The following is a 25,422-nucleotide window of genomic DNA, read 5'->3' on the forward strand; positions in this document are numbered from 1 at the left end:
TATGTCATTGCGAACGGAGCGTAGCGCAGTGTTGGCGGAGCGTTCCCGCAGGGTAGCAATCGCAAGGATTTTGAGGTTTTTACATTTTGTTACATAGTTCGGTTTATTTGTGCCTATCTACTTCTTTGATTTTTGCGTTTTACAATTAACCCTAAACCAGAGGTAAATAAAATTCCTAAAATAGCAGAAGATTCTGGGACAGAGACGAGTACAAATTCACGATCTGCCCTAGCCAAAGCAACTTGTACACCTTCGGCTGACTGAGTTGCCCCTGCTGCTATCAGGAAATTACTAAATTCTTTAGTGATGAGAACTCCTACTGGTTCTAGTGACCAAGTATGATTTTCTAAATCAACGTTGGGAAATTCAGGTTCTACAGTTGTGAAAACTTTTAAGCCTGTATTGGCTGTATCTGTGATCCAAACAAAGAACGGTTGAGGAATATTCGGATCGGTATTAATTTCAGAGGAAGCAGAAAAATTTCCTATCTGCAATATAGGGGGGAGATTGAGCTTAGTTTGATCCACATTAAAGAAGACACTCCCTGTAAATTCCGTGGTTCCGCTAATAGTTCCATAATTTCCTGTTTTACTATCGTAACTAAATACCCAATTAGTTCCCCGTATTTTAGGGTTTGAACTTACAGGAAGAATATCAAAAGCATGATCGTATCCTGGAGCAGGAGTGTCCGTGCTTTCAATGGATCTTAAAGATAAGCCAATCCTTTCTAAGTAGGCTAGTCCATCAGGATCAAAGGTAAGGCTTTCTTTTCCTCCCGTCTCAACATAAATAACAGGTTCAGCTTGAACAGGAAAATCTGTATTCAGCACAATTACAGAGGCTAATCCCAACACAGTCGTCCAAAAATTTTGGTTCATTTCTCAGTTTCTAGGTAGTAAAACAGTAGTTTTAAATAACTAGTTCTCTTGCTAAATTATGTGTTAAGATTAAGATTTTTTAGACGCTCAACTAATTCAACAGCACAACCAATACCACTTTCATGAAAGCCATATGAATCTATACCTCGCTTTTTGATATGAAAATATGTACCTGAAAAATAAATAGGCCCAGTTTCATTCAACTGATAAATCTGTTTTTGAGCCTCTAAAGTATTCATATCATAGGCAGGGTGTCTATACTTAATAACTCTGATGATTTTATCTTCATCAATAGCCATAGGTGGAGTGTCTAACGAAACAAAATAATCTTTCTTAGCTGAAAAACTATGCACTTTATTAGAATAATAAGTCACATAAGTATACAGTTGTCTTTCTTTTACAACTTGACCATAATTCCAAGATTGCCATTTGCTTCGATCTGGATTCATGATCACTGGATCTGTATGAACCGTTACAGATGTTTCATTATATTTAAAACAGCCCAATACTTTTTGCTGTAATTCAGTTGGTTCTGCCAGAATTTCCAGGGCTTGATCAGCATGAGTTGCAATGACAACTTTATCAAAAATGGCTTCATCATGCTTAGTTTTGACGATAACTTTGTCATCTGACAGTTTTTTAACTGCAATTACCTCTTGTTGTATCTTAATGGGTCGTTTGAGGGCATCTTTAACTTTTTCAACGTAGCGACTACTTCCCCCTTTCACTGTTTCCCATTCTACAGTTTTGCCTCCTAAACCTCCTTGATCATGAGTCATAAAAAAGCTGATAAAAGTCGAAGCTGGGAACTCCATTAATAAATCAGTAGGAATTGACCAAACAGCCGAACCCATTAACATCACAAAGTTATCTCGAAAGCCTTGACTATAATTATTAGCATCCAAATATTCTTGCATTGAAACTCGTGTTTTTCCTTCCCAAAAATCAGAGCGAGCCTCAGAAAAAAAACGTTTAGCTTCGTGATAACAGGCAACTAATTCTGGAGGTTGCTGTTTCTGAAATTCTTCTATAGAAAGTTCTAAATCTAAGGAATTAAACTGCATTCCACTATTTAGATTATAGAAATTAAATCCTCCTAAATGTTTTTGAGTCTCTACCCCTAAATCAGCAAAGAATTTCATTAGATTGGGGTAATTAGGCTTGTTACAAACGACAAAAGCTGTATCAATAGAAATTTTTTGACCATCTTCATCGAAATCTAATGTATGAGCATGACCACCAATACGACTACTTTTTTCGTAGATTTCAATGTCGTATTGATCTTGTAGATAATAGGCAATAGGAGTACCGGAAATGCCAGAGCCAATAATTGCTAATTTTTTCATTGATTGTGCTACCAAATTTAAGATCGTACTTATTTAACTCAAATCTTACACCATTCTCTTATTGACAAAATAACAGTCCCAAAAGCTGATAATTTCGTAGGTTGGCATTGCCCACTACAAGCTTATTGAGAAGGTGAAAGATATAAATTAAGATGTATATTTACTCAATAGATGGATTGAATTAAACATAGAATAAGCCAAGGTTGCTTAACCTATGTTAGTCAAGGATTCAATGTTTAATTGAGGGTATAACACATCTAATAAATAACTAAGCTTTCTTACAATAGTTATTATTTCTAATTTGAGGTTAGTTTTTTTTTAATGCTCATGCAATGGATTATTTTCTGCTAAAAATGGAGATTTTTTATCTAGAGTTAGACGCAAGCCTAATGCTGTGATTGATAGAGAAAAGGTAACTACCGTGTACCATGTATCAGATTTAATTCTAATTCTTACGTTTAATTGTTCGTTACATACTTGTAAATTTTTTCCACGACTTACTTACTCTCTGAGAAGGCGTTTTAAAAGTCCTCATCTTGGTAGCAAAAAGTTTTATATCCACTTAAATCCACACTAACGCCTACAAGTCTGCATTCGCCCTTAGCGTTGCCGAAGGCATTGGCTCTCCTTAAGAAGTTATCTATTAACCAGATATTCCTTAGTATTTGCGATCGCTCTTGTCTTGCTCTTACTCCTTAGGGTTTAGACGAGTTCACACGGCAGACTAGACTACATCCCATCAACTCATTTGTTAAGTTATGTAACGGAGTGACATAAAAATTAGTATGTTTCTTGATGAATAAATACACGACAAGGACTCACGCACTTTACAAATAAACAACCTACAGTAAAGTACAGCATTGAATAGATCAGCTTTCTATTGCCATCTCTTGTCACGTTTGTCTCTTTAGTGTTAGTTCATCAGCTCATGAAACTGACACCAATAAACGATGTATGACATAACCTACATAATCGTAATTCTGCTTATGTATGAATCATACTTGCTGTGAACAATTACAGCCCCAGATTTTTTAGTGGCAAAATTATATTTTTACAGAGTGTCATAGAAATCGCATAAAAACTTCTGTTTACCCTGAATAAGTAGATAAAAGCAACAAATCCATGACTTAGAAATCTGGACAAAAGTGATTTCTAACCAAAGCCCAAAATCTAAGTACAACTATACAATTGCTAAAAATTATGTTTTCCAGTCAAACTCTTCCCTCTATCAATACATATGCTCAGTCAAACTTAGATGAACCCTTTTCTTTGATTCAGCATTTGATAAATCAAGTCAAGGAAGCGATATTTTGTTTAAATCATCAAGGTCGATTTTACTATATTAATGATGCTGCCTGTTATCTATTAGGATATTCTAGACAGAAATTATTGAACATGACTATTGATGAAATAGAGATGGATTTTCTCCCCTCAAGTTGGTCATATTACTGGCAACTGCTAAAACAACAAACCTCTTTAACTTTTAAAAAAGTATGTTCTTCTAAAGAATATCAATCCATAGAGGTCACGATTAAATCTCTAGAGCATGGAAGTGAAGTTTTGGGATGTATTTTAGCTCATACATTCTCGACAAAAAATCTAGATGAATCACCTGAGCAAGCTTTATGTTCAAATGAAAAAAATCAGCCTTTTTACCTATCTCACAAATCTTTATCAACTGCTGATTTTTATCCTAATTGTGTACAACTCCGCCCAATCTTTGAGTTTATTGAACAAAACTATCACTTACCCATTAGTCTTAATGATGTTGCTCAAGCGGTTGGTTATTCTCCCGCATATTTAACTAATTTAGTTAAGCGTCGCACCCAATTAACGATTATTGATTGGATTCTCGAAAGAAAAATGGTAGAAGCTCGTTCATTATTAATTAACAGTGATAAGTCAGTAACAGAGATTGCTATGGCTGTTGGCTTCACAGATGCTTATTACTTTTCTCGTCGTTTTAGCCAGTATCATAAGTTGTCACCCAGAAGTTGGAGACAAAAATATCACTCTTTACAAGCAATGAACTAATAAAAATCCATCTTTCCCTAAAAAAAACCTATGGTTTACTGAGAGAGAAATTCATAAACTATGTATTAAGTCAGATAGAATTTTCGCTGAAGTAAATTCCTTGTTGGCTCTTTTGCTGTCGTAAACTAATAAACAACATGAAAACCACTCAACCCTGCTCTGTAGAAGCTATTCAAAACTGGTTAATCGATCAGTTTGCTCAACAACTTGATGTTGATCCAGATGATATTGATATGGAAGAATCATTTGATAATTATGACCTGGATTCTAGTAAGGCTCTAATTTTGCTAGGTCGATTAGAAAAATGGTTAGATAAAGAGTTAAATCCTGTTTTAATTTTTAACTACCCAACTATTTCTCAATTGGCTAAACGCTTGGGAGAGTTATATCTTTGATTATCCATGTTTTTGCAATCAATCACTTAATTCAATGAAGAGCCAATAGATTTATTGTTATTATCCATCATCACCAATATGATGATGTTATGATTGAGGCTAGTTTTGTAGATTTTTGTCAAACCCGACATTTACTCTATCAACAATTGAATTAATAAAGTTGTAGAACGAGGAAAAACCAAAGCTCTATCTTTGGCTAACAGAAACCTCGTAAGAATTTTCAAAAAAAAATTCATATCAATATCTAAATCGACCAAGTGATGTGAGGAGCCAGAAGTTTTAATTTCTCCTGTTCATCATGATGTAGAATCACGGATTTGTAAGATGGAACCTATTGCAATTATTGGTATTGGTTGCCGTTTTCCTGGGGCGGATAGTCCTCAAGCATTTTGGCAATTGTTGTCTAACGGAGTTGATGCAATTACAGAAATTCCGGCTGATCGTTGGCATATTGACGAATTCTACGATCGCAATCCAGAAACTCCAGGGAAAATGAACTCCCGTTACGGCGGGTTTCTTTCCCAAGTCGATGGCTTTGATCCGCATTTTTTCGGTATTTCTCCGCGAGAAGCCCTATTAATGGATCCCCAACAAAGGCTGTTATTAGAAGTAGCTTGGGAAGCTTTAGAAGATGCGGGAATTGTCCGCGAACAACTGGCTGGTTCAAAAACTGGCGTATTTGTCGGCATTTCCACAAATGATTATAGTCGCATTCATAGCGGTTATGCCCACAATCCCCAAGGTTACGATCTCACCGGCAACAGTATTAATATTGCTGCGGGTCGTCTTTCCTATCTGTTTAACTTACGGGGGCCGAGTTTAGCTGTAGATACGGCTTGTTCCTCTTCTTTGGTAGCTGTGCATTTAGCTTGCCAAAGTATCTGGAATCAAGAGTCTAGCATGGCGATCGCTTCTGGAGTCAATTTGGTTCTTTCTCCCATTGGTAATATTGCCTTAAGTAAACTCAAAGCCCTTTCCCCAGATGGACGTTGTAAAACATTTGATGAAAGTGCCAATGGTTATGTGCGGAGTGAAGGGGCTGGCTGTATTATTCTCAAACCCCTTGCCCAAGCATTAGCAGATCATGACCCCATCTATGCAGTCATCCGGGGTAGTGCAATTAACCATGATGGTCGCAGTAAAGGATTAACGGTTCCCTACGGGCCAGCCCAAGAAGCCTTGATACGTCAAGCGTTACAGCAAGCACAAGTTCAGCCCCAGGAAATTAGTTATGTAGAACTACACGGAACCGGCACACCCTTGGGCGATCCCATTGAAGCGATGGCTATAGGTGCAGTCTTAGGGGAAGGACGAGATGCAGCGCATCCTTGTTTGGTAGGAGCAGTTAAAAGTAATATTGGGCATTTAGAAGCAGCTGCGGGGATTGCCAGCATCATTAAAATGGCTCTTGCCCTCAAATATCAACAAATTCCTCCCAGCCTGCATTTTCATCAGCCTAATCCCTACATTCCCTTTGATCAGTTACCTTTACGGGTGCAGACTAGTCTCATTCCTTGGCCAAAAAGTCAGTATGGTGCGAAAGCCGGAGTGAGTTCTTTCGGATTTTCGGGAACTAATGCCCATGTGATTTTAGAAGGGGTTTCATCATTTAACTCTCCTGAACAACAAACTTGCAAATTCCCCCATTTATTACCTTTATCAGCCCATACACCCGCCGCAGTGCAAACCCTAGCGCTAGGGTATCAAGACTTGATTAACGCACAAAAACTGACTCCAGAATTTGTGCAGAATCTTTGCTACAGCGCTAGTGTCAGACGCACCCATCAATCCTATCGTAGTGCCGTTGTCGTCAATTCTCCCGAAGACTTACCATCTTGTTTACAAGCCCTAGCAACCGCAGATATTACCACCCAAACAAAACAGTCAAAACGCAAGCCCAAAGTTGCCTTTGTGTTTTCTGGACAAGGCCCCCAGTGGTGGGCGATGGGACGGGAATTATTAGCCCAAGAACCTGTTTTTCGGGCAGTGATTGAGGAATGTGATGCTTTAATTCAAAAGTATGCCCAATGGTCATTATTAACAGAGTTTGCTGTTCCTGAGTCTCAGTCTCGCTTCCAAGAAACCGAAATTGCTCAACCTGCCTTGTTTGCATTGCAAGTAGGATTAGCTCATTTGTGGCGTGCTTGGGGAATTGAACCCAAAGCCGTGGTAGGGCATAGTTTAGGAGAAGTAGCTGCTGCCCATTTCGCTGGGGTTTTGAGTTTAGAAGATGCGGTGCATTTAATTTGTCACCGGGGACGGTTAATGCAGCAAGCCACTGGTAACGGCAAGATGCTAGCGGTGGAATTACCAGTTACGGAAGTTGAACCTTTATTAGTGGCTTGGGCTGGTCAATTGGAAATTGCCGCCATTAATAGTCCCACCGCAACAGTAATTTCTGGACAGTCTCAGGCCTTGGAGGCATTTGTCACCCAATTGCAACAGCAACACCCCGATATTTTTTATAAAGAATTACCCGTTAATTATGCCTTCCATAGCCAACAAATGGCTCCCTTTGCTGAGGCTTTAGTTGAGAAATTATCACACATCCAGCCCCAAGCAGGAAGCCTAGCAGTTTTCTCCACAGTGACAGGCGATAAACAAGCTGGTCAGAAATTTAATGCTGATTATTGGGGTCAGAACCTCCGCCACACAGTTTGCTTTGCACCAGCTTTGACAGCTTTGATTCAATCGGGCTACACCCAATTCGTAGAAATTAGTCCACATCCCGTATTATCAGGATATATCAATGCTTGTTTGAGAAAGCAGGAAGTTGATGGGGTGATATTACCATCTTTAAAACGGGGTTTTGGAGAACGGGCAACCCTGTTGAAAAGTTTGGGGACACTTTACACCCTTGGTCATGCAGTAAATTGGCAGTCTTTATATCCTGATGGCTGCCAAATGGTGGATTTACCCCTTTATCCTTGGCAGAGAGAATCTTATTGGGTCAGTGAATCTCAACCCCAATTTCAAAAAGCACAACCAGCCTCTTCCTTACTCAATTTATTACTAGCAGGAAAAACAGAACAACTCACCCAAGAATTAAGCAAACATCACCAGTTATCTCCTGAAGCTAAACAATTTATTCCCCAATTACTAGAATTATTAGCCACAGGAAAATCGACAGGAAAAATTACTCAAGATTTAAGTAATGCCCGTTATGGAATTGAATGGCAGCTTAGTCCTTTAACTGTAGATAATAAAACATCTCAGGCTGAAACTTGGTTAATTTTTAGTGACAACCAAGGGCTAGGACAGGAATTAGCTGCTGTAGTTAATGACCCTTGTATTTTAGTCTCACCGAGTGAGATTTACCAAAAATTATCATCCAGTCATTATCAAATTAATCCGCACCAATTTGATGATTTTCAAAAATTATTAGTAGATATTTCTCAACCCGTAACCAAAGTAGTTTATCTATGGGGTTTAGATAGTTCCATAGATTTAGAAAATTCTCAAACTCAGTGCTACAGTTTGCTGTATTTAGTACAAGCATTAGCTAAAATTAACACTAAGATTGCGCCTCAACTGTGGATTGGCACACAACAAGCTCAAGCCGTAACACCAAGCCATAATCAAATTAATGTTGCCCAAACACCTTTATGGGGCATGGGTCAGGTCATAGCCCTAGAATATCCTCATCTTTGGGGAGGATTAATTGATTTTGAAAATCAGCATTTTTCGGCAACTGCCATAATTGCAGAGATGACCGCAAAAACTGGAGAAGACCGGGTAGCATTTCGGGATGGTAAACGGTATGTTGCCCGCTTGATGCCAATTTCTACCCCATTACCCACACCTAAACCCTTAATTAGTGATGGCAGTTATTTAATTACCGGTGGTTTAGGGGCTTTAGGACTCACTTTAGCAGAATGGTTGGTACAACAAGGAGCGCGTCATTTAGTTTTAACTAGTCGTCAAGGGTTGTTAAATCAGTCTGAGGAAAAACAACAAAAAATCCGTGCCTTAGAAAATCGAGGGGCAACTGTCAAAGTTGTAGCGGCTGATGTTAGTGATTATCAGCAGATGTCTCAACTGTTTGCCCAAATCCAGTTAAATTCTCCCAAGTTGCGCGGAATTATTCATGCAGCCGGGGTATTAAATGATTGTTCGATTTCCCAAATGGATTTGGAAACCTTTGCCAAAGTATTTCAGCCTAAAGTTACAGGTGCATGGAATCTCCATCAACTCACCCAGGAATTATCCTTAGATTTCTTTGTTTGCTTTTCTTCCATGTCTGCACTACTGGGTTCACGGGGTCAACTTCATTATGCTGCTGCCAACTCTTTCTTAGATGGGCTAATTTACCACCGTCAGACCTTAGGTTTACCGGGTTTAAGCATTAACTGGGGGCCTTGGGCTGAGGGGGGTATGGCTACCCAAGGTTATGAGGTGGGCTTAAAACGGATGGGGATTGAACCCTTAGAACCCACAGCCGCCCTGCAAGTTCTCGGTGGTTTGCTGGGGAGTGCATCGGTGCAAACGATGGTAGCAGCCATTAATTGGTCTGCTTTTGGGAAGATTGTTGCTGCTAAAGGACGAGTAGCTTTTTTAGAAGCATTATTGACCCAGGAAAGTCAAGATGGTGGCAATGGTGAGAGTTTTTGCCAAAAATTAGCAGCCGCACCCCTTCATCGACGAGCTGCTTTACTCACCACCCAAGTACAACAAGAAGTTGCCCAGGTATTAGGTCACAGTGGGTCTTATGTCCCGGAAATTGATCAGGGCTTTTTCGATATGGGGATGGATTCTCTGATGTCTGTGCAATTGCGGCATAGTCTTGAAGCTTTACTTGCTGTTTCTCTCCCCTCAACTTTGGTATTTGAATGCCCCTCTATTGGTGATGTGGTGAGTTATTTAATGCGGGAAGTGTTTGCTTGGCAACTCGATGCTAGTGATGGGTCTGCGATGGAATCACCAGCCAGTGTAGTTATAGAAAATACCATCGCCCAACTAGAGGGATTATCCACAGCAGAAACTGAAGCCCTGATGGAACAAGAAATCGCCGAATTACAAGCATTGCTGTCTTAAAGGAGAAATTTTAAATGCAAACTCAAGACTTAACACCTTTACAAAAAGCTATTATTGCCCTGAAAGAAGCCCGTACAAAGATTGAAACCTTAGAACGGACGCAAAACGAACCAATTGCTATTGTGGGCATGGGTTGTCGTTTTCCTGGGGATGCCAACAACCCAGAAAAATTTTGGGAGTTATTGCGTCAAGGAAAAAATGGCATTACCACAGTACCGCCCCAACGGTGGGATATTGATGCCTATTACGATGATGATCCTGATGTTCCCAATAAAATGTATGCCCGTCATGGGGGCTTTATTAACAACGTTGATCAGTTTGATCCGCAATTTTTTGGCATTACCCCCAGAGAAGCGATCGCCCTTGACCCCCAACAACGGCTATTGCTAGAAGTAAGTTGGGAAGCCCTAGAAAATGCGGGAATTGCCCCACAAAAGCTGACAGGTACGCAAACAGGGGTGTTTGTTGGTATTGGTATAGATGACTATGCTAAACGGCAAATTAAACATCACATTCCCATTGATGCCTACACGGGATCGGGCAATGCTTTTTGTTTTGCGGCAGGACGTTTATCTTATCTCTTGGGACTGCAAGGGCCAAGTTTAGCCATTGATACAGCTTGTTCTACCTCTTTAGTCACCATTCATTTGGCTTGTCAAAGTTTACGCAATGGTGAGTGTAACTTGGCTTTAGCCGGGGGCGTGAGTTTAATGCTGTCCCCCGAAGTTACCCTGTATTTATCTAAAACCCGCGCCCTTTCTCCTGATGGTCGTTGTAAAACCTTTGACCGAGATGCCAATGGCTACGTACGCGGTGAAGGTTGTGGGATGGTAGTTCTCAAACGTCTCAGTAGTGCCGTTGCTGATGGAGATCATATTTTAGCGGTAATTCGTGGCTCGGCAGTTAATCAAGATGGTGCTAGCAGTGGGTTGACGGTTCCTAATGGGACAGCTCAACAAGCAGTGATTCGTCAAGCTTTGGCTAATGCCAAGGCGACACCAGAACAAATTAGCTATCTGGAAGCCCACGGGACGGGAACTGCTTTGGGCGATCCCATTGAAGTGCGGGCTATTGATAATGTTTTTGGTAAAGGACGTTCCCCAAATCATCCCCTGATTCTCGGTTCGGTGAAAACCAATATTGGTCACTTAGAAATTGCTGCTGGGATGGCAAGTTTGTTGAAAGTGATCTTATCCTTGCAACATCAAGAAATTCCTCCCCATCTTCATTTTCAAGAACTCAACCCCGATTTAGCTGCTTCGGCCAAGTCTTTAAAGATTCCTACCAGCGTTATTCCTTGGCAACCTACAGAACAACCGAGAATGGCGGGAATTAGTTCATTTGGGTTAAGTGGAACTAATGCTCATATCATTATTGAAGAACCACCCCAGTTAACGGTTACTCAGGCGGAAGTCGATCGCCCGCTTCATGTTTTAATGTTATCGGCAAAAAGTGAAGCTGCTTTACACACCTTAGCTGCTGATTGGGAAAATTTGTTACGCAACCATCCTGAAACAAATTTTGCGGATTTGGCATTTAGTGCCAATACCGGAAGGGGAAGCTTTAATCATCGCTTGGCAATCATCGCCCAATCAACCGCACAAGCAAGGCAAAATTTAGCCGCTTTTAATCAAAAACAACCATCCTTGAACGTTTTCAGTCAAGAAGTAGAAAAGGGCAGACAACCGAAAATAGCCTTTTTATTCACCGGACAAGGATCTCAATATGTGGGTATGGGCAGACAACTCTATGAAACCCAACCCACATTCCGTCAAGCGTTAGACGAATGCGATCGCCTATTACAACCTTACTTAAAAGAATCCTTATTAAGTGTTTTATATCCCCAAACTCCCACAGCCAACCCCCTAATCAACCAAACTGCTTATACCCAAACTGCCTTATTTGCTATTGAATATGCTTTGTGTAAACTATGGCAATCATGGGGCATTCAACCCCAGGGAGTCTTGGGTCATAGTGTAGGCGAATATGTAGCGGCTTGTATCGCTGGTGTATATAGTCTCCAAGAAGGCATAGAATTAATTGCCCAACGGGGACAACTAATGCAGGCCTTACCCCAAACAGGGACGATGGCGGCTGTATTTGCTCCGGTGGAAACTGTGGCGAGAGCGATCGCTCCTTACGCTAACGAAGTGACGATTGCTACTATTAATAGCCCGGAAAATGTGGTGATTTCTGGGGTGAAAGCAGCGATCGCTGCGGTGCAAGCTGATTTGATTGCCCAGGGAATTGATGTCCGTCCTCTGCAAGTCTCCCATGCCTTCCATTCTCCTATGATGGAACCTATGTTAGGGGAATTTAAGCAAGTAGCAGCGAAGATTAATTACCAAACTCCTCGCATCGATTGGATTTCTAGCGTGACAGGGGCAGAAATTACCCACAGTATCGATGCCGAATATTGGTGTCAGCAAATACGTGATTGTGTGCAGTTTGCACCCGCGATGGAGACATTAGCCCAACAAGGTTATGATGTATTGATCGAAATTGGCCCCCATCCTGTTTTAACTAGACTGGGAAAACAAACTTTATCCGATCCCAAAATCCTCTGGTTACCATCTTTGCATCGAGAACAAGATAATTGGCAATCTTTATTACAGAGTGTTGCCACCTTATCAGTTCATGGTGTAGCCATTGACTGGTCTGGGTTTGAGCAAGATTATGTTCGTCGTCGTCTGACTATACCTACCTATCCTTTCCAAAGACAACGGTATTGGTTAGCCGAAGCAGAATCTACTCAACCAGAAGTTATACCTGTTGCTGCCATTTCCCCGGAAACATCAACAATTGTTGCAGCCACGGAAACCTTAGAAAGCCAGATTCTCTCCTTAGTGGCGAAGATTACCGGGATGAATCCTCAACAACTCAGTCTGGATGCCACTTTAGAAGGGGGTTTAGGCTTAGACTCAATTATGATGACCCAATTAATGAATGGGATTATCAAATTTATTCCCCCAGGACAAAGGGAAAGTTTCCATCAGGTGTTTTCTCTGCGGGATTTAATGCAAATATCAAATTTAGGAGAACTGTTAAAGGTTCTAGAACCGTGGCAAACTGTTGATTTACAAGAGACCACAGCAGTTGATGTAGTCCCATCTGCTGATATTCCCGCAATAGATCAGACAAGTGATGTTGTAGACATTCTCCATAGTCAATTACCTCTATTAGTAAGTTACTGGAGTCTCAATTCCAATAGTTTGTTTACCAAGGTACAAATTGAAGGTGACTTTAACCTGGAGATTGCTCAACAAAGTTGGCAAGCATTGATAGATAGACATCCCATGTTAAGGGCGCGGTTCCACATCCCCCAAGGGGCAACAAGCTTTGCAGACTATCAATTGCAAGTCTTGAAAAATCCCACCCCTCCGGCTATTCCCCTCAAGGATATCAGACATCTTGCTTCTGAGGAACAAACACAAGCGATCGCTCAAGAAGTAAACTATTGGTTAAATTATCGCTGGTCATTAACCCAATGGCCATTACATGGATTCTCAGTGTTACAACTATCTGATTCCGTCTATCAACTGTTCTTGGGAAATGAACATTTGATTGCTGATGGTTTGAGTAATCATGTAATTATCCGAGAATTTCTGGAAATCTATCGCGCTCTTATTGATCAAGATACCCCTGACCTTCCCCCGGCTGTATCAGTCGCTGATTATCAAGCCCAGGTGCAAGCAATGAACGCTTGGCAAGATGTTGATGAAGACCGAGCTTTAGCAGCATACAACAACTCTCAACGTCACACTGCTTACCTGTGGAATCCCCAGCAAAAGATTCGTCAGCAAAATCCTTTATTTGATAATCAAAAATATATCCTGTCTGCGGAAACCACTGCCAAGTTAATCACCAAAACCCGTGAATGGCGAGTACCAATGAATACCCTCCTTTTAGGGGCATTTATTAAAACTGTGGCCAAATTGGATACCACCTCAGAAAAAATTGGTATTCAAATCCCTACAAGCGGTCGGGTGTATCCGGGAGTGGATGCGTCAGGAGTGATTAGTAGTTTTGCTCAAAATTTAGCCCTGAGTTTTGCCCCACCCCAAGGACAACAAGATTGGCAGACATTTCTCACCGAAATTCAGGAAACGGTTCAACAACACATTGGTAGTGGTTTAGACAGAGCGCAAACCAGACAAATGGGAGTAATTTTCCGGGATAGTTTCGTCTTAGAAAATGGCAGGATTCCAGACCACAGCCTTTCGTTAATCCAAGGAGCTTTAAAATCTAACTTGTATCTTCCTTATACAGGTCAAACCCACATTCATCCTTATTATGGGTCTTTATCTGTGACTGAGTATCAAGCAGGGGGGATGAATGCTTCCGGAACAATTGATATTTTGCAAGAAATTTTTGATAGTCGTCTGCACTTGTTTGCTAGCTACGATAGCAACACCTTTGATGTGTCTGTAATTGATAATTTGATGAAATCCTATCTAGCACACATTGAAGAATTAGCTACCTTACCAATTGAAGAACAATTTTCCTCAGCATTGGTCTCTCCTATCTTTATCAATAAAGATATTGGGAAAAACTTACGCCAAATTACTTCCGAAATTTGCCACTGGGAGATTGCAGAATCGGAAATGAGTGATGATTTAGAAGCAGATTTAGGACTCGATTCTCTAGAGCTAATTCGTTTGGTGACTCGCTTAGAAAGCGTCTATGGCAAAAATTATCGTCAAGCCCTCCTAAATTGCCGCACCTTACAGGAAATGGCAGTAATTTTAGCACCACCCAAAACTCCTGTGACTAATCCACAAATTTCTACCAACTTACGACAAGTTACCTCCGAAATCTGCCATTGGGCAATTGAAGAATCAGAAATGAGTGATGATTTAGAAGCGGATTTAGGACTCGATTCTTTAGAGCTAATTCGTTTGGTGACCCGCTTAGAAAGCGTCTATGGCAAAAATTATCGTCAAGCTCTCCTGAATTGCCGCACTTTACAAGAGATGGTGGTTGTATTGAGTGCTGAAACCCTAGCCATCAGTGCGTAGGAACCAGAAACCGGGTTTTATCTATTCCTAATTACCGTAAACCCGGTTTCGTTGGTTTTGAGGTTTTATTCTAATTGTTTTTATCACCTTTCTTACCTTACTGAGGTACAAAAAACAATAATTAAACGCATATAAACACCGATAAACGCAGATAAATTTGTATTCCAACAGACTAGTAAACGCTATAGTAGCAAGGATATCTTTAAATATGACCTTCACTCCAGAAATACCCTATTATCAGATTATTCAGCAAGCGCAATTAACCCCTGATGCGATCGCTGTTTTTGATGAAACCAATCCCCTGACTTATCAACAGTTAGATCGTCTCTCGAATCAAGTGGCTACTTATTTACGCACTCAAGGAGTAGCCCCCAATACCAGAGTCGGGATTATGGCTGAACGGGGAGCCAGAATGATGATTGGTATTTTAGGCATTCTCAAAGCTGGCGGGAGTTATATCCCCCTCGACCCTGGTTATCCCACTGACCGACTACGTTACATCCTAGAACACGCAGCCATCCAGACTTTACTAACAGAACATCAAGTTAGTCAACAATTGGTGGCTTGTGTCCAGGAAGCCTTACCTTTACAAACAGTGATGTTTTTAGATGAGGGTGAACCCTTAGCGGAAATTCAGTCCTTAAATCAAATCACTGCGGAAACCTGGCAAAGTTTGAGCGACGATGCTTTAGAACTGTGTAACAGTCCCGACGATTTAATGGTGATTCTTTACACCTCTGGTTCCACAGGTCGTCCCAAAGGGGTAATGCTGAATCATCGGGGTTACATGAATCGTTTGACATGGATGCAGAACACATTTTCATTACAACCAGGCGATCGCGTAGCCCAAAGAACCTCTTTTTGCTTTGATATCTCGGTTTGGGAAATTTTCTGGACGTTAATGTCAGGCGCGACTATTTGTCCTGTGCAACGGGAAGTAGTTCTTAACCCTTGGGAATTCGCCCGGTGGATTCAACAAACTCAAATTAATGTGATGCACTTTGTTCCTTCCCTGTTTGGGGAGTTTATTAGTGCTTTAGAAAATGAAGCTTGGAGTTTTCCCCAATTACGTTGGTTGATTTTTAGTGGGGAAGCACTACCCATGTCCTTTATCCAAAGGTGGATTGACCGTCATGGACTCAAAACCGGACTAGCCAATCTTTATGGCCCTACAGAAGCTTCCATTGACGTTACTTGTCACTTGATTACTGAACGTCCTGATGAACGGGTGACGACGCAAATTCCCATTGGTAAAGCTATCGATAATGTTTATTTAAAAGTTCTGGATGAGGGGATGCAGCCTGTACAACCAGGAAACATGGGAGAACTCTGGCTTGGTGGAGTCCAATTGGCATTAGGCTATCTCAAAGATCCAGAGAAAACGGCTCAGGCTTTTTGTCCTAACCCCTTTACTGATATTCCTGGCGATTATATTTATCGCACAGGAGATTTGGTCAAAGAATTGCCAGATGGAACCATTGAGTATCATGGACGCATAGATCATCAAGTGAAAATTCGCGGTTTCCGCATTGAATTGGGAGAAATCGAAAGTGTGTTAACCACTCATCCCGATGTCCGTGAAGCCGCAGCTCTGGCCGTTGATTATGGGGAAGGGCAAAAGCGATTAGTTGCTTGTATATCGGGAAATAAAATCAAAAATCGTTTTCTCAAGGAATATCTAGAACAGAAGCTTCCCCATTACATGATTCCCCAAAGATTTCTCTGGTTGGATAGTTTACCCAAAAATCATAATGGGAAATTAGACCGCAAAGCATTAGTAGCTCAATTAACCTCTGATTCCTCTCCTTCCTCTGATTCTTCTCCTTCTTTACTACCTTTATTACCTCTAGGCCCTGGTCAACGTTGGTTAGTCAAATATTTTGAACCTCCTTATCAGTGGTTGGGTTATACCCGTTTTCTTTATCATCAATCCCTCAATGTAGATATCTTCAATCAAGCCCTTAATTTCCTCGTTCACCGTCATGACGCTTTCCGCACGGTTTTTGTGCAGAACCAGGGACAATGGCAACAACATATTCTCAATCAAACACAATCCTTTGTGGCTGAATATTGGGATGGTAGTCAGGTAAGTCCGGAAGAACGGAATCTGAAAATTGAGCAATACATGGAAGCGATCGCCAAAAAAATTCAGATTGACAGTTGGCCGATGACGGCAGCACTCGTCGTCAAAGTGAGTTCTAATTGCTACGATATTACGATGATTGCTCACCATATGATTACTGATATGTTGAGCGCGACAATTTTATTTAAAGAACTTTGGAGTGCTTATCATCAAATTTTATTGGGTGTTTCTCCCACATTTCCCCAGGCTAAATCCGAATCCTATCAAGATTTTATTCAATTATTAGTGAATGAGGAGCATAAAGGAACCTTTGAGCATCATCTCAAATATTGGCAATCTCAATTTCCTGATGCTACAAGCAGATTTGAGATTCCTATCGATCATGTGAAAGGAGCCAATATTGAAGCCTCGGCACAAAAAGAATGTTTTCGCCTGAGTCAACAACAGACAGAACTTTTATTGAATCAAGGAAAATCTTATTATGGTTCTAATGTCTATTTGATCCTGCTCGCGCCTTTATATCGTTTAATGGCTAATTGGAGTCATCGCCCAGGGGTGGTAATTAGTCATCGTAGTCATGGCAGAGATTTAGGACAAGGCAGTACTTTCATGGAAAGTATGGGGAATTATGCAATTAATTTCCCTCTAGGTCTAACTTTGGATTCATCTGCGATTTGGCAAGAAATTATTCAAGAGATTAGCGATCGCTTTCAAAGTTTACCTATGAATAGTGTAACTTATGATTGGATAGGCGATCGCTTACCTGAATACCTCTACCCTGACAGTAATTTAACTCCTATACGGGTCAATTATTTAGGGAATCGTTCTGCTCCTCCATCTAACCTGTTTGAGTTTATAGAGACTGTTCGAGACTGTCGTTTGTCACTCCCCGATCAAAAACGTACCACACTCATTGAATTTTTCTTTTTGGTAGCTGATGGTCATTTAGAGATCACAATTGAATATTCTCGTAATTTCCATCTGGCTACAACAATTCAATCCTTAGGAAAACAATATCTCGCATTGCTTGAGGATCTTTTGACTCCTGTCTCTATCCCAAGCACTACTGACGCTGCTACGTTCCTACCTCTGCACTAACACCTCTACGCGTTTATAGAACCATAGAAGTAAATATTGCTGACAACCCTTGTCTTTTAGGCAAGGGTTAATATTTTTTAGCACTTACCTCAGTGATACGGAAAATCAAGGCTTTGGCTAGGGTAATTAGGGTATGAGACAATTCAGTTCAGTTAAGGCTAAAAACTAAGACTGGCGTAGGTTGGGTGGAGGAACGGAACCCAACATTCTCAAGATTTTGTTGGGTTACGCTATCGCTACACCCAACCTACTATTCTTCTTAACTGAACCGTATTGGGGTATAAAATAGCAAACGCATATTCTCTGGAACCCTTACACCAGGTCTAAATCCTTGATTTTTCTTTTTCGTGCATAAGTCTTATAAATCTACTGATAGATATATAGTGCAGAAATAAAAAATCTCCATTTTTGACAGAAATTAATCTATGGCATCAGGTTTGAAAAATAATTAAACTCAACTTAGAAATCATTTAGGATTTGTGGTTGATATATCTATTTTTCCTTGAGTCTGCCCAAAATCAAAATCTTAAAGTTAGAGAAAATAATTTCATGCAATTTAGTTTATTTTTTTGAGACAAAATTCAGGCTTTCAAGTATTTTATCATCCAATAGCTAAAAAATAATAATCTCCATCTTTGACCGAAAATAATCCATTGTTCCAGGGATTAAAAGAAACTAAACTAAAGTTATAAAGGATTTAGTATTTATGGTTGATGAATTCGGAGTTGGTGAATGAATATACCAAAAATAGAAATCGTAAATTTATACTGCTTGAGTTGATTAAATATATCTGAATTCCTAAAATTATGTAAACCTCAAGTCTCTAATATTTTTCTTATTGTTCATTATTTGGAGAAGACAAAAAAATGGTTGACCAACAATTGAAACCCAGAAAGTCTGCTTTACAAAAAACACCAATTGCCATTATTGGCCTGTCAGCATTATTTGCCAAATCGGAGAATCTACAACAATACTGGGACAATATACTAGCTAAAATCAACTGTATTTCTGAAGTTCCAGAAACAGCTTGGAGCCTTAAAGATTATTATGATCCAGATCCCAGCACACCTGATAAAACCTACGCCAGAGCAGGGGGATTTATCCCAGAAATCGATTTTGATCCTTTAGAATTTGGATTGCCACCTGATACTCTTGAGGCTTTGGATTCAGCAAATTTACTATCGCTAGTATTGGCAAAACAAGCATTGAAAGATGCTGGTTATGGCGAGGGAAAAGAATTTAATCGAGAAACAACAGGGGTAATTTTAGGTGCTAGTGGACTTTGGAAAAGTATTACTCCATTAACGGCTCGTTTACAATATCCTGTTTGGGAAAAAGTTTTAAAAAATAGTGGTCTATCCGCAGAACAGACCGAAAAAATTATTGAAAAAATGCAGGCTGCTTTTGTACCGTGGACAGAAAATTCTTTCCCAGGTATGTTGCCTAATGTGGTCGCAGGAAGAATTACTAATCGTCTAGATTTGGGAGGAACTAACTGCGTTGTTGATGCGGCTTGTGCTAGTTCTTTAAGTGCTTTAACAATGGCAATTAGCGAACTGATTGAAGGTCGCTGTGACATGATGTTGACCGGGGGTTTTGATACAGATAACTCCATCCTCAACTATATGTGTTTCAGTAAAACCCCAGCTTTTTCTAAAAAAGACTATCTTAATCCCTTTGATGCCACATCCGACGGCATGATGGTGGGAGAAGGATTAGGAATGTTAGTTATCAAGCGGTTGGCAGATGCAGAACGAGATGGCGATCGCATCTATGCAGTAATTAAAGGTATCGGTACTGCCAGTGATGGTCGCTATAAAAGTATCTATGCGCCCCGTGCAGAAGGACAAGTGCGAGCTTTACGGCGAGCCTATGAAGATGCAGGCTTTTCCCCTGCGACTTTAGGATTAATGGAAGCTCATGGTACAGGTACACCAGCTGGTGACTTCTGTGAATTTACCGCCCTCAATCAAGTTTTGACAGAAAATCAGGCAGGAAAACAACAAATCGCCCTTGGTAGTGTCAAATCTCAAATCGGTCACACCAAAGCTGCTGCTGGTGCTGCTAGTTTAATCAAAGCTACCCTGGCCTTACACCACAAAATTCTGCCACCGACTATTAATGTCACCCAACCCAACCCGAAATTCAAAATAGAAGAGTCTCCCTTTTATATCAATACAGAAACTCGTCCCTGGATACAAAATGGCGACACTCCCAGACGGGCGGGGGTCAGTTCTTTTGGATTTGGCGGTACTGACTATCATGTGGTTTTGGAAGAATATACCCCGAAACTACCCCAAGGAGGCGATCGCATCCATTCCACAGCCCAATCTATTTTATTGTGGGCTGATACGCCACAACAATTATCTCAAAAGTGTCAAGCGACTCTTGAGCAACTCCAGTCTGACAACGGCGGCGAACAATATCACCAACTGCAAAATCACAGCAAAACAGCCCTCATCCCCGAAACATCTGCCCGTGTGGGCTTTGTGGCTACCTCTCTAGAAGAAGCCCAAAAATTACTGAAAGCAGCCCTCAAGCAACTCCAAATGCAGCCCCAAGCTGAAGCCTGGGAACATCCCCAAGGGATTTACTACCGCCAAACTGGTTTATCTCTCAAGGGCAAAGTTGTAGCTTTGTTCCCTGGTCAAGGGTCGCAATATCTAAATATGGGGCGAGAAGTTAGCTTGAACTTCCCAGAGATCCAACAAGCCTATCATGCCCTGGATCAGTTGATGGCTCAGGATAACTTGCCAGCTTTGTCTGATGTAGCGTTTCCAATTCCTGCCTTTAGCCCAGAAACAATCAAGCAACAGTCCCAACAATTACAGCGCACAGAAAACGCTCAACCTGCCATTGGAGCCTTGAGCCTGGGATTGTATAAAATCTTGCAAAAAGTGGGATTTAAGCCTGATTTTGTGGCTGGTCATAGCTTTGGGGAATTAACTGCACTTTGGGCGGCTGGGGTGTTTAGTGATGAGGATTATTGTTACCTGATCAAAGCCAGGGGTCAAGCCATGACTATTCCCCAAGGGTCTCATGATTGCGATCACGGTACAATGTTAGCCGTCAGTGGTGATGTGGCAAAAATTCAGCAACTGATCGCCGGTATGACCAAGGTGCAGATTGCTAATTATAATGCTCCAGAACAAGTCGTACTGTCTGGTTCTAAACCGGAAATTGCCGCCCTAGAGAAAGTATTAAGCAAACAGGGCTACACTGTTACTCCTTTACCTGTTTCTGCTGCTTTTCACACCCCCTTTGTTCGCCATGCAAGTCAACCCTTTGCAGAGGCGCTCAATCGGGTGACCTTTAATACTCCTCAAATTCCTGTCTATGCAAACATGACGGGTAACGCCTATCCTGCTGAGGCAAGCGCCATCAGGCAACTGTTGGAAGCCCATCTTTTAAATGCCGTTCAGTTTGTGCAGGAAATCGAAAATCTTTACGCCCAAGGAGGATATTGCTTTGTTGAAATTGGCCCCCGACAAATTCTCACTAACTTAGTTAAGCAGACATTAGGCGATCGCCCCCATGTAGCCATTGCCCTCAACCCTAATCGCCAAAAAGACAGTGATGTCCAACTGCGTCAAGGAGTCATCCAACTCCGGGTAATGGGATTGTCCCTGAATGATCTTGATGCTTCTCCCCGAAAATTGCCTGCTCAAAAAAGCAAATCTAAAGGACTATCTATTAAGCTCAATGCCACCAACTACATCAGTGACAAAACAAAAGCTGCCTTTGAATTTGCTTTCAAACCTGAGCCTGTAGTGCAGCTAGCTTCCACCCCTCTTGATCAGGTTGCTTCTGATGCAGCAACTGTTGTTTCAGATTCCCCTGTTCAACCTTTAGAGGCTTCATCAAATGATGAGGTTGCCATTACCCCCGTCTCTGTGATGGAAGAGTCGGTATCTCTAGGAGAAATTTACCATCAATCTGATTACCAATTTATTATCTCTAAGGACGAAATAAATACCATGAATAACTCTACTCACAATACTGTCGCCTATCTTTTCCAACAGTTTTATCAACATCAAAAAGAAATGCTACAGGTTCACGAACAATACGTGAAGACTCAATCCCAGAGTTTTCAAGCATTTCTACAATTACTGCAACAACAGGAAGTTATGACTCCTCAAAGTTCAACCTCTGCTATTGCGGAGCAAACAGTTGTTGTACCAGCACCAGTGGTAGAAATTCCCAAGACTCCTGTTGCACCTATAGTAGAACCTCCTAAGGCAACTCCTGCACCTGTAGTAGAACTTCCCAAAACTCCTGTTGCACCCGTAGTAGAACCTCCCAAGGCAACTCCTGCACCTGTAGCTGAACCCGTTCATATCTCTCATATTGCCAACTATTTAGAGCCTCGTTATTCTGCTCCTACTCCTCAACCCACACTAGTTGTCACTGAAACTGCTTCTCCTGCGGCTGGTGAAAGTTACATTAGCCGAGCATTAATGGAGGTTGTCAGTGATAAAACTGGTTATCCTACAGAAATGTTGGAATTAGAGATGGATTTAGAAGCGGATTTAGGCGTTGACTCCATCAAGCGTGTAGAAATTATGGGAACTCTACATGAATCTTTTCCTCAGTTACCCAAACTTAGCCCCGAAGAACTGGCGGAAAAGCGTACCCTGGGACAAATTGTCCAATATTTAGCAGGACAAATCATGGTGACAGAAAAAAAAATAGCTTAGTTAATGTGACTCCGAGGATTCGGAGTCATGGAGAGATTGGACGTTACCAGGTGAAACTGATGTCTTTACCCGCCCCTGATTTTTGGAATGTTCCTAACACTCCTTACCAAACTTGTTTATTAACCGACGATGGTTCATCAACCACAACTGAAGTGGCTCAATGTTTAAGCGATCGCGGATGGCAGGTTATAGTTCTCAGTTTCCCAAATTCTTTAGTTCCTAAGCGTCCTATCCTTCCTGCTACAGTTCACCGAGTAGTTCTGACCAACTTGAGCGAAGAACATCTACAAGATCAATTAGCAGGGATTTTCCAAACCTATGGTTTGATTGGCACTTTTATCCATTTACACCCTATCAGCCAGTATCTTTACAATCAACCAGATACTCTAGTAAATCCTGATAAGGCAATTCTTAAACAAGTATTTTTATTAGCCAAACATCTCAAATCTAGCCTCACGCAAGCGGCAAATCAAGGAAGAAGCAGTTTTCTGACTTTGGCTCATTTAGATGGAGAGTTTGGATTAAGTGGACAACAGGATTTTAGTGCAGTTAGTGGCGGATTATTTGGATTAACCAAAACCTTAAATTTAGAGTGGCCTGCTGTATTTTGTCGTTCCCTTGATATCAGCCCTGATTTAGATGCAGCCACTACTGCCCAAATTATTCTGGCAGAACTACATGATCCCAATGCTTTAATTCAAGAAGTGGGCTATACCAGAAAAGGTCGTGTTACTTTGACTTGTGAATTGGCTCATTTAGGAGTTTAAACTTTCAGGAGTTTAGGAAAATAATCTCAACTAAACTCCAGTTCAATTTTGTCCATCAGTAATAGATTATATCAAGTTCGGCTAATTACATATAATTTGGTTTGATATGTAACGGGTAATAGCTAACAGGTATTTTTAACTATTGCCCATTACCAATTACCAAGCGCCACAGATATTATTGGAATTTGGACGAACATGATATTTCTCTCGTTTCATTTAACAGTTGTAGTCGATAAATAAAAACTGGCAATTACTTGATCTTCATCATGAATACCAATACTAAACTCAATTCATCATCTGTCGTTGTTGTCAGTGGTGGTGGCAGAGGAATCACATCAGAATGTATTATCTATTTGGCTCGACAATATCACTGTAAATTTATTCTGCTTGGTCGTTCTGCAATTTTGGCAACAGAAGCAGAATGGAGCATTGGTTGTGTTGATGAGTCGGAATTAAAAAAACGAATTATGCAACATTTAATAGGGCAGCAAGAAAAACCAACGCCCGTAAAAGTGCAGAATATTTATAAAAAAATATGCCAAAGTCGGGAAATTCATCAAACCCTAGCTGATATTAAACAAGGAGGCGGTGAAGCAGAATATTTAAGTGTTGATGTGACAGATGCCTCTGCTTTAAAATCTGCATTAGCTCCTGTTGTAGCACGCTTGGGAAAAATTACAGGTATTATTCATGGGGCAGGAAACCTAGCAGACAAGTTAATTGAAAATAAAACAGAACAGGATTTTGAAACTGTTTATAATGTGAAAATAGAAGGTTTACACAGTTTAATTAGTTGTGTAGATATTTCAAAATTAAAGTTTATTGCTTTATTTTCTTCTTTTGTTTCTTTTTATGGCAATGTCGGTCAATCTGATTACTCTTTAGCTAATGAAATTTTAAATAAATATGCTTATTTGTTACAAATAAAATATCCAGAGTGCCATGTGGTTTCCTTTGGATGGGGGCCTTGGGATGGAGGCATGGTAACGCCGCAACTGAAACAATTATTTGCACAAAAAAATATTAAACTAATTCCTCTCAGGGTAGGGGCAGAAATTTTGGCGGAAGAGTTAACCCAAGACCACACAAAAGTTCCCCAACTTATTATTATGAGTCAAGGAATTTCCGTCTTACCAAAAGCTTTTAGCCCCGAAAAACATAGTTATCGTTTATATCGTCGCTTAACCTTACAGGGTAATCCTTTTGTTTACGATCATGTAATCGGTGGTAATGCTGTTTTACCTGCCGTCTGCGCCTTAGCCTGGATGACAAATATTTGCGAACAATTTTATCCTGGTTATCATTTTTTGAGTTGTCAAAAATATAAGGTGCTTAAGGGTATTGTTTTTGATGATAACTTAGCTAATTTATACTGTCTTGATTTAACCGAAGTAGAAAAATCTGAAGAAGAAATTCAGTTAGAAGCGTTGATTTGGAGTGAAACCCCTAAAGGTATCCCTTTATATCATTATCGGGCATTGATTAACATTAGTCAAAAATCCCATGCTCAACAAGCTTTAACTTTTGAAGATTTTAACTATTATGAATCTTCTTTGAGTTTAAACCCTTATCAGGAGGGGATTTTATTTCATAATCAAAGATTTAGAGGTATTCAAAATATTCTCGAAATCACTTCTAATAAGTTAATCGCTTCATGTTTTTTACCAGAAATATCTCCTGCTGATCAAGGGCAATTTTTAACTCAGTCTTTTAATCCTTACACCGCCGATATGTTTTTTCAATGTTTATTAGTCTGGGTAAGACAAACCTATGGTTCAGGTAGTTTACCTCTGGAATTAACAGCATTGAAACAATTTTATACTCTTCCTTTTAATCAGGAATTTTTGATTAACTTATCTATTGAAGAGCAGAGTGAAACTAAAGTAGTTGCCAGTGCGATCGCCTGTGATACTCAAGGAAAAGTATATCTTGAGGCTACTAATATGCAGGTAACATCAAGTGCGCGTTTGAATCAGCTATTTCTTAATAATACGGTTGCTTCTAAAAATACTGTTTGTATGTAATTGTTGTCTTTCTCTAAAAACTCAATTGTGTATCCGTCTTATTGGAGT

Annotated in this window: 10 protein-coding genes; 8 read left to right on the forward strand and 2 right to left on the reverse strand. The window is 40.5% G+C overall.

The window, feature by feature from the left end:
* Positions 1-113 precede the first annotated feature (113 nt).
* Both H6G14_RS18395 and H6G14_RS18400 read right to left on the reverse strand, forming a co-directional pair.
* Complete coding sequence (locus tag H6G14_RS18395; RefSeq protein WP_190568772.1) at positions 114-878, reverse strand: PEP-CTERM sorting domain-containing protein; 765 nt, start codon at positions 876-878, stop codon at positions 114-116.
* 56 nt (positions 879-934) lie between these two features.
* Positions 935-2,224, reverse strand: coding sequence for an NAD(P)/FAD-dependent oxidoreductase (locus H6G14_RS18400; RefSeq protein WP_190568773.1), 1,290 nt, complete (start codon positions 2,222-2,224; stop codon positions 935-937).
* 1,200 nt (positions 2,225-3,424) lie between these two features.
* Between H6G14_RS18400 and H6G14_RS18405 the strand changes: the two genes are divergently transcribed.
* The 8 genes from H6G14_RS18405 to H6G14_RS18440 all read left to right on the forward strand — a co-directional run bounded on the left by H6G14_RS18405 (position 3,425) and on the right by H6G14_RS18440 (position 25,374).
* Positions 3,425-4,258 (forward strand): helix-turn-helix domain-containing protein, encoded by an 834-nt coding sequence (locus H6G14_RS18405; protein ID WP_190568774.1) that lies wholly within the window; start codon positions 3,425-3,427, stop codon positions 4,256-4,258.
* A 137-nt stretch (positions 4,259-4,395) separates the two neighbouring features.
* Positions 4,396-4,653 (forward strand): acyl carrier protein, encoded by a 258-nt coding sequence (locus tag H6G14_RS18410; RefSeq protein ID WP_190568775.1) that lies wholly within the window; start codon positions 4,396-4,398, stop codon positions 4,651-4,653.
* Positions 4,654-4,977: 324 nt separating this feature from the next.
* Positions 4,978-9,687, forward strand: a complete 4,710-nt coding sequence (locus H6G14_RS18415) for a type I polyketide synthase (protein ID WP_190568776.1) — start codon at positions 4,978-4,980, stop codon at positions 9,685-9,687.
* A 14-nt stretch (positions 9,688-9,701) separates the two neighbouring features.
* A complete protein-coding gene (locus tag H6G14_RS18420) occupies positions 9,702-14,705 on the forward strand; it encodes a type I polyketide synthase (protein WP_190568777.1) in 5,004 nt (1,667 codons plus the stop codon).
* Positions 14,706-14,913: 208 nt separating this feature from the next.
* The gene (locus H6G14_RS18425; RefSeq protein WP_190568778.1) at positions 14,914-17,886 is read left to right on the forward strand and encodes an amino acid adenylation domain-containing protein; all 2,973 of its coding nucleotides are present in this window, start codon (positions 14,914-14,916) and stop codon (positions 17,884-17,886) included.
* A gap of 866 nt (positions 17,887-18,752) precedes the next feature.
* Positions 18,753-22,583, forward strand: coding sequence for a type I polyketide synthase (locus tag H6G14_RS18430; protein WP_190568779.1), 3,831 nt, complete (start codon positions 18,753-18,755; stop codon positions 22,581-22,583).
* Between the two features lie 59 nt (positions 22,584-22,642).
* Positions 22,643-23,350: a hypothetical protein gene (locus H6G14_RS18435; RefSeq protein WP_199326209.1), complete on the forward strand. Its 708-nt coding sequence runs from the start codon at positions 22,643-22,645 to the stop codon at positions 23,348-23,350.
* Between the two features lie 266 nt (positions 23,351-23,616).
* Positions 23,617-25,374, forward strand: a complete 1,758-nt coding sequence (locus H6G14_RS18440; protein WP_190568780.1) for an SDR family NAD(P)-dependent oxidoreductase — start codon at positions 23,617-23,619, stop codon at positions 25,372-25,374.
* The last annotated feature ends 48 nt before the right edge of the window (positions 25,375-25,422 follow it).

The sequence above is a fragment of the Nostoc parmelioides FACHB-3921 genome (assembly GCF_014696625.1).
Taxonomy (GTDB): Bacteria; Cyanobacteriota; Cyanobacteriia; order Cyanobacteriales; family Nostocaceae; genus Trichormus; species Trichormus parmelioides.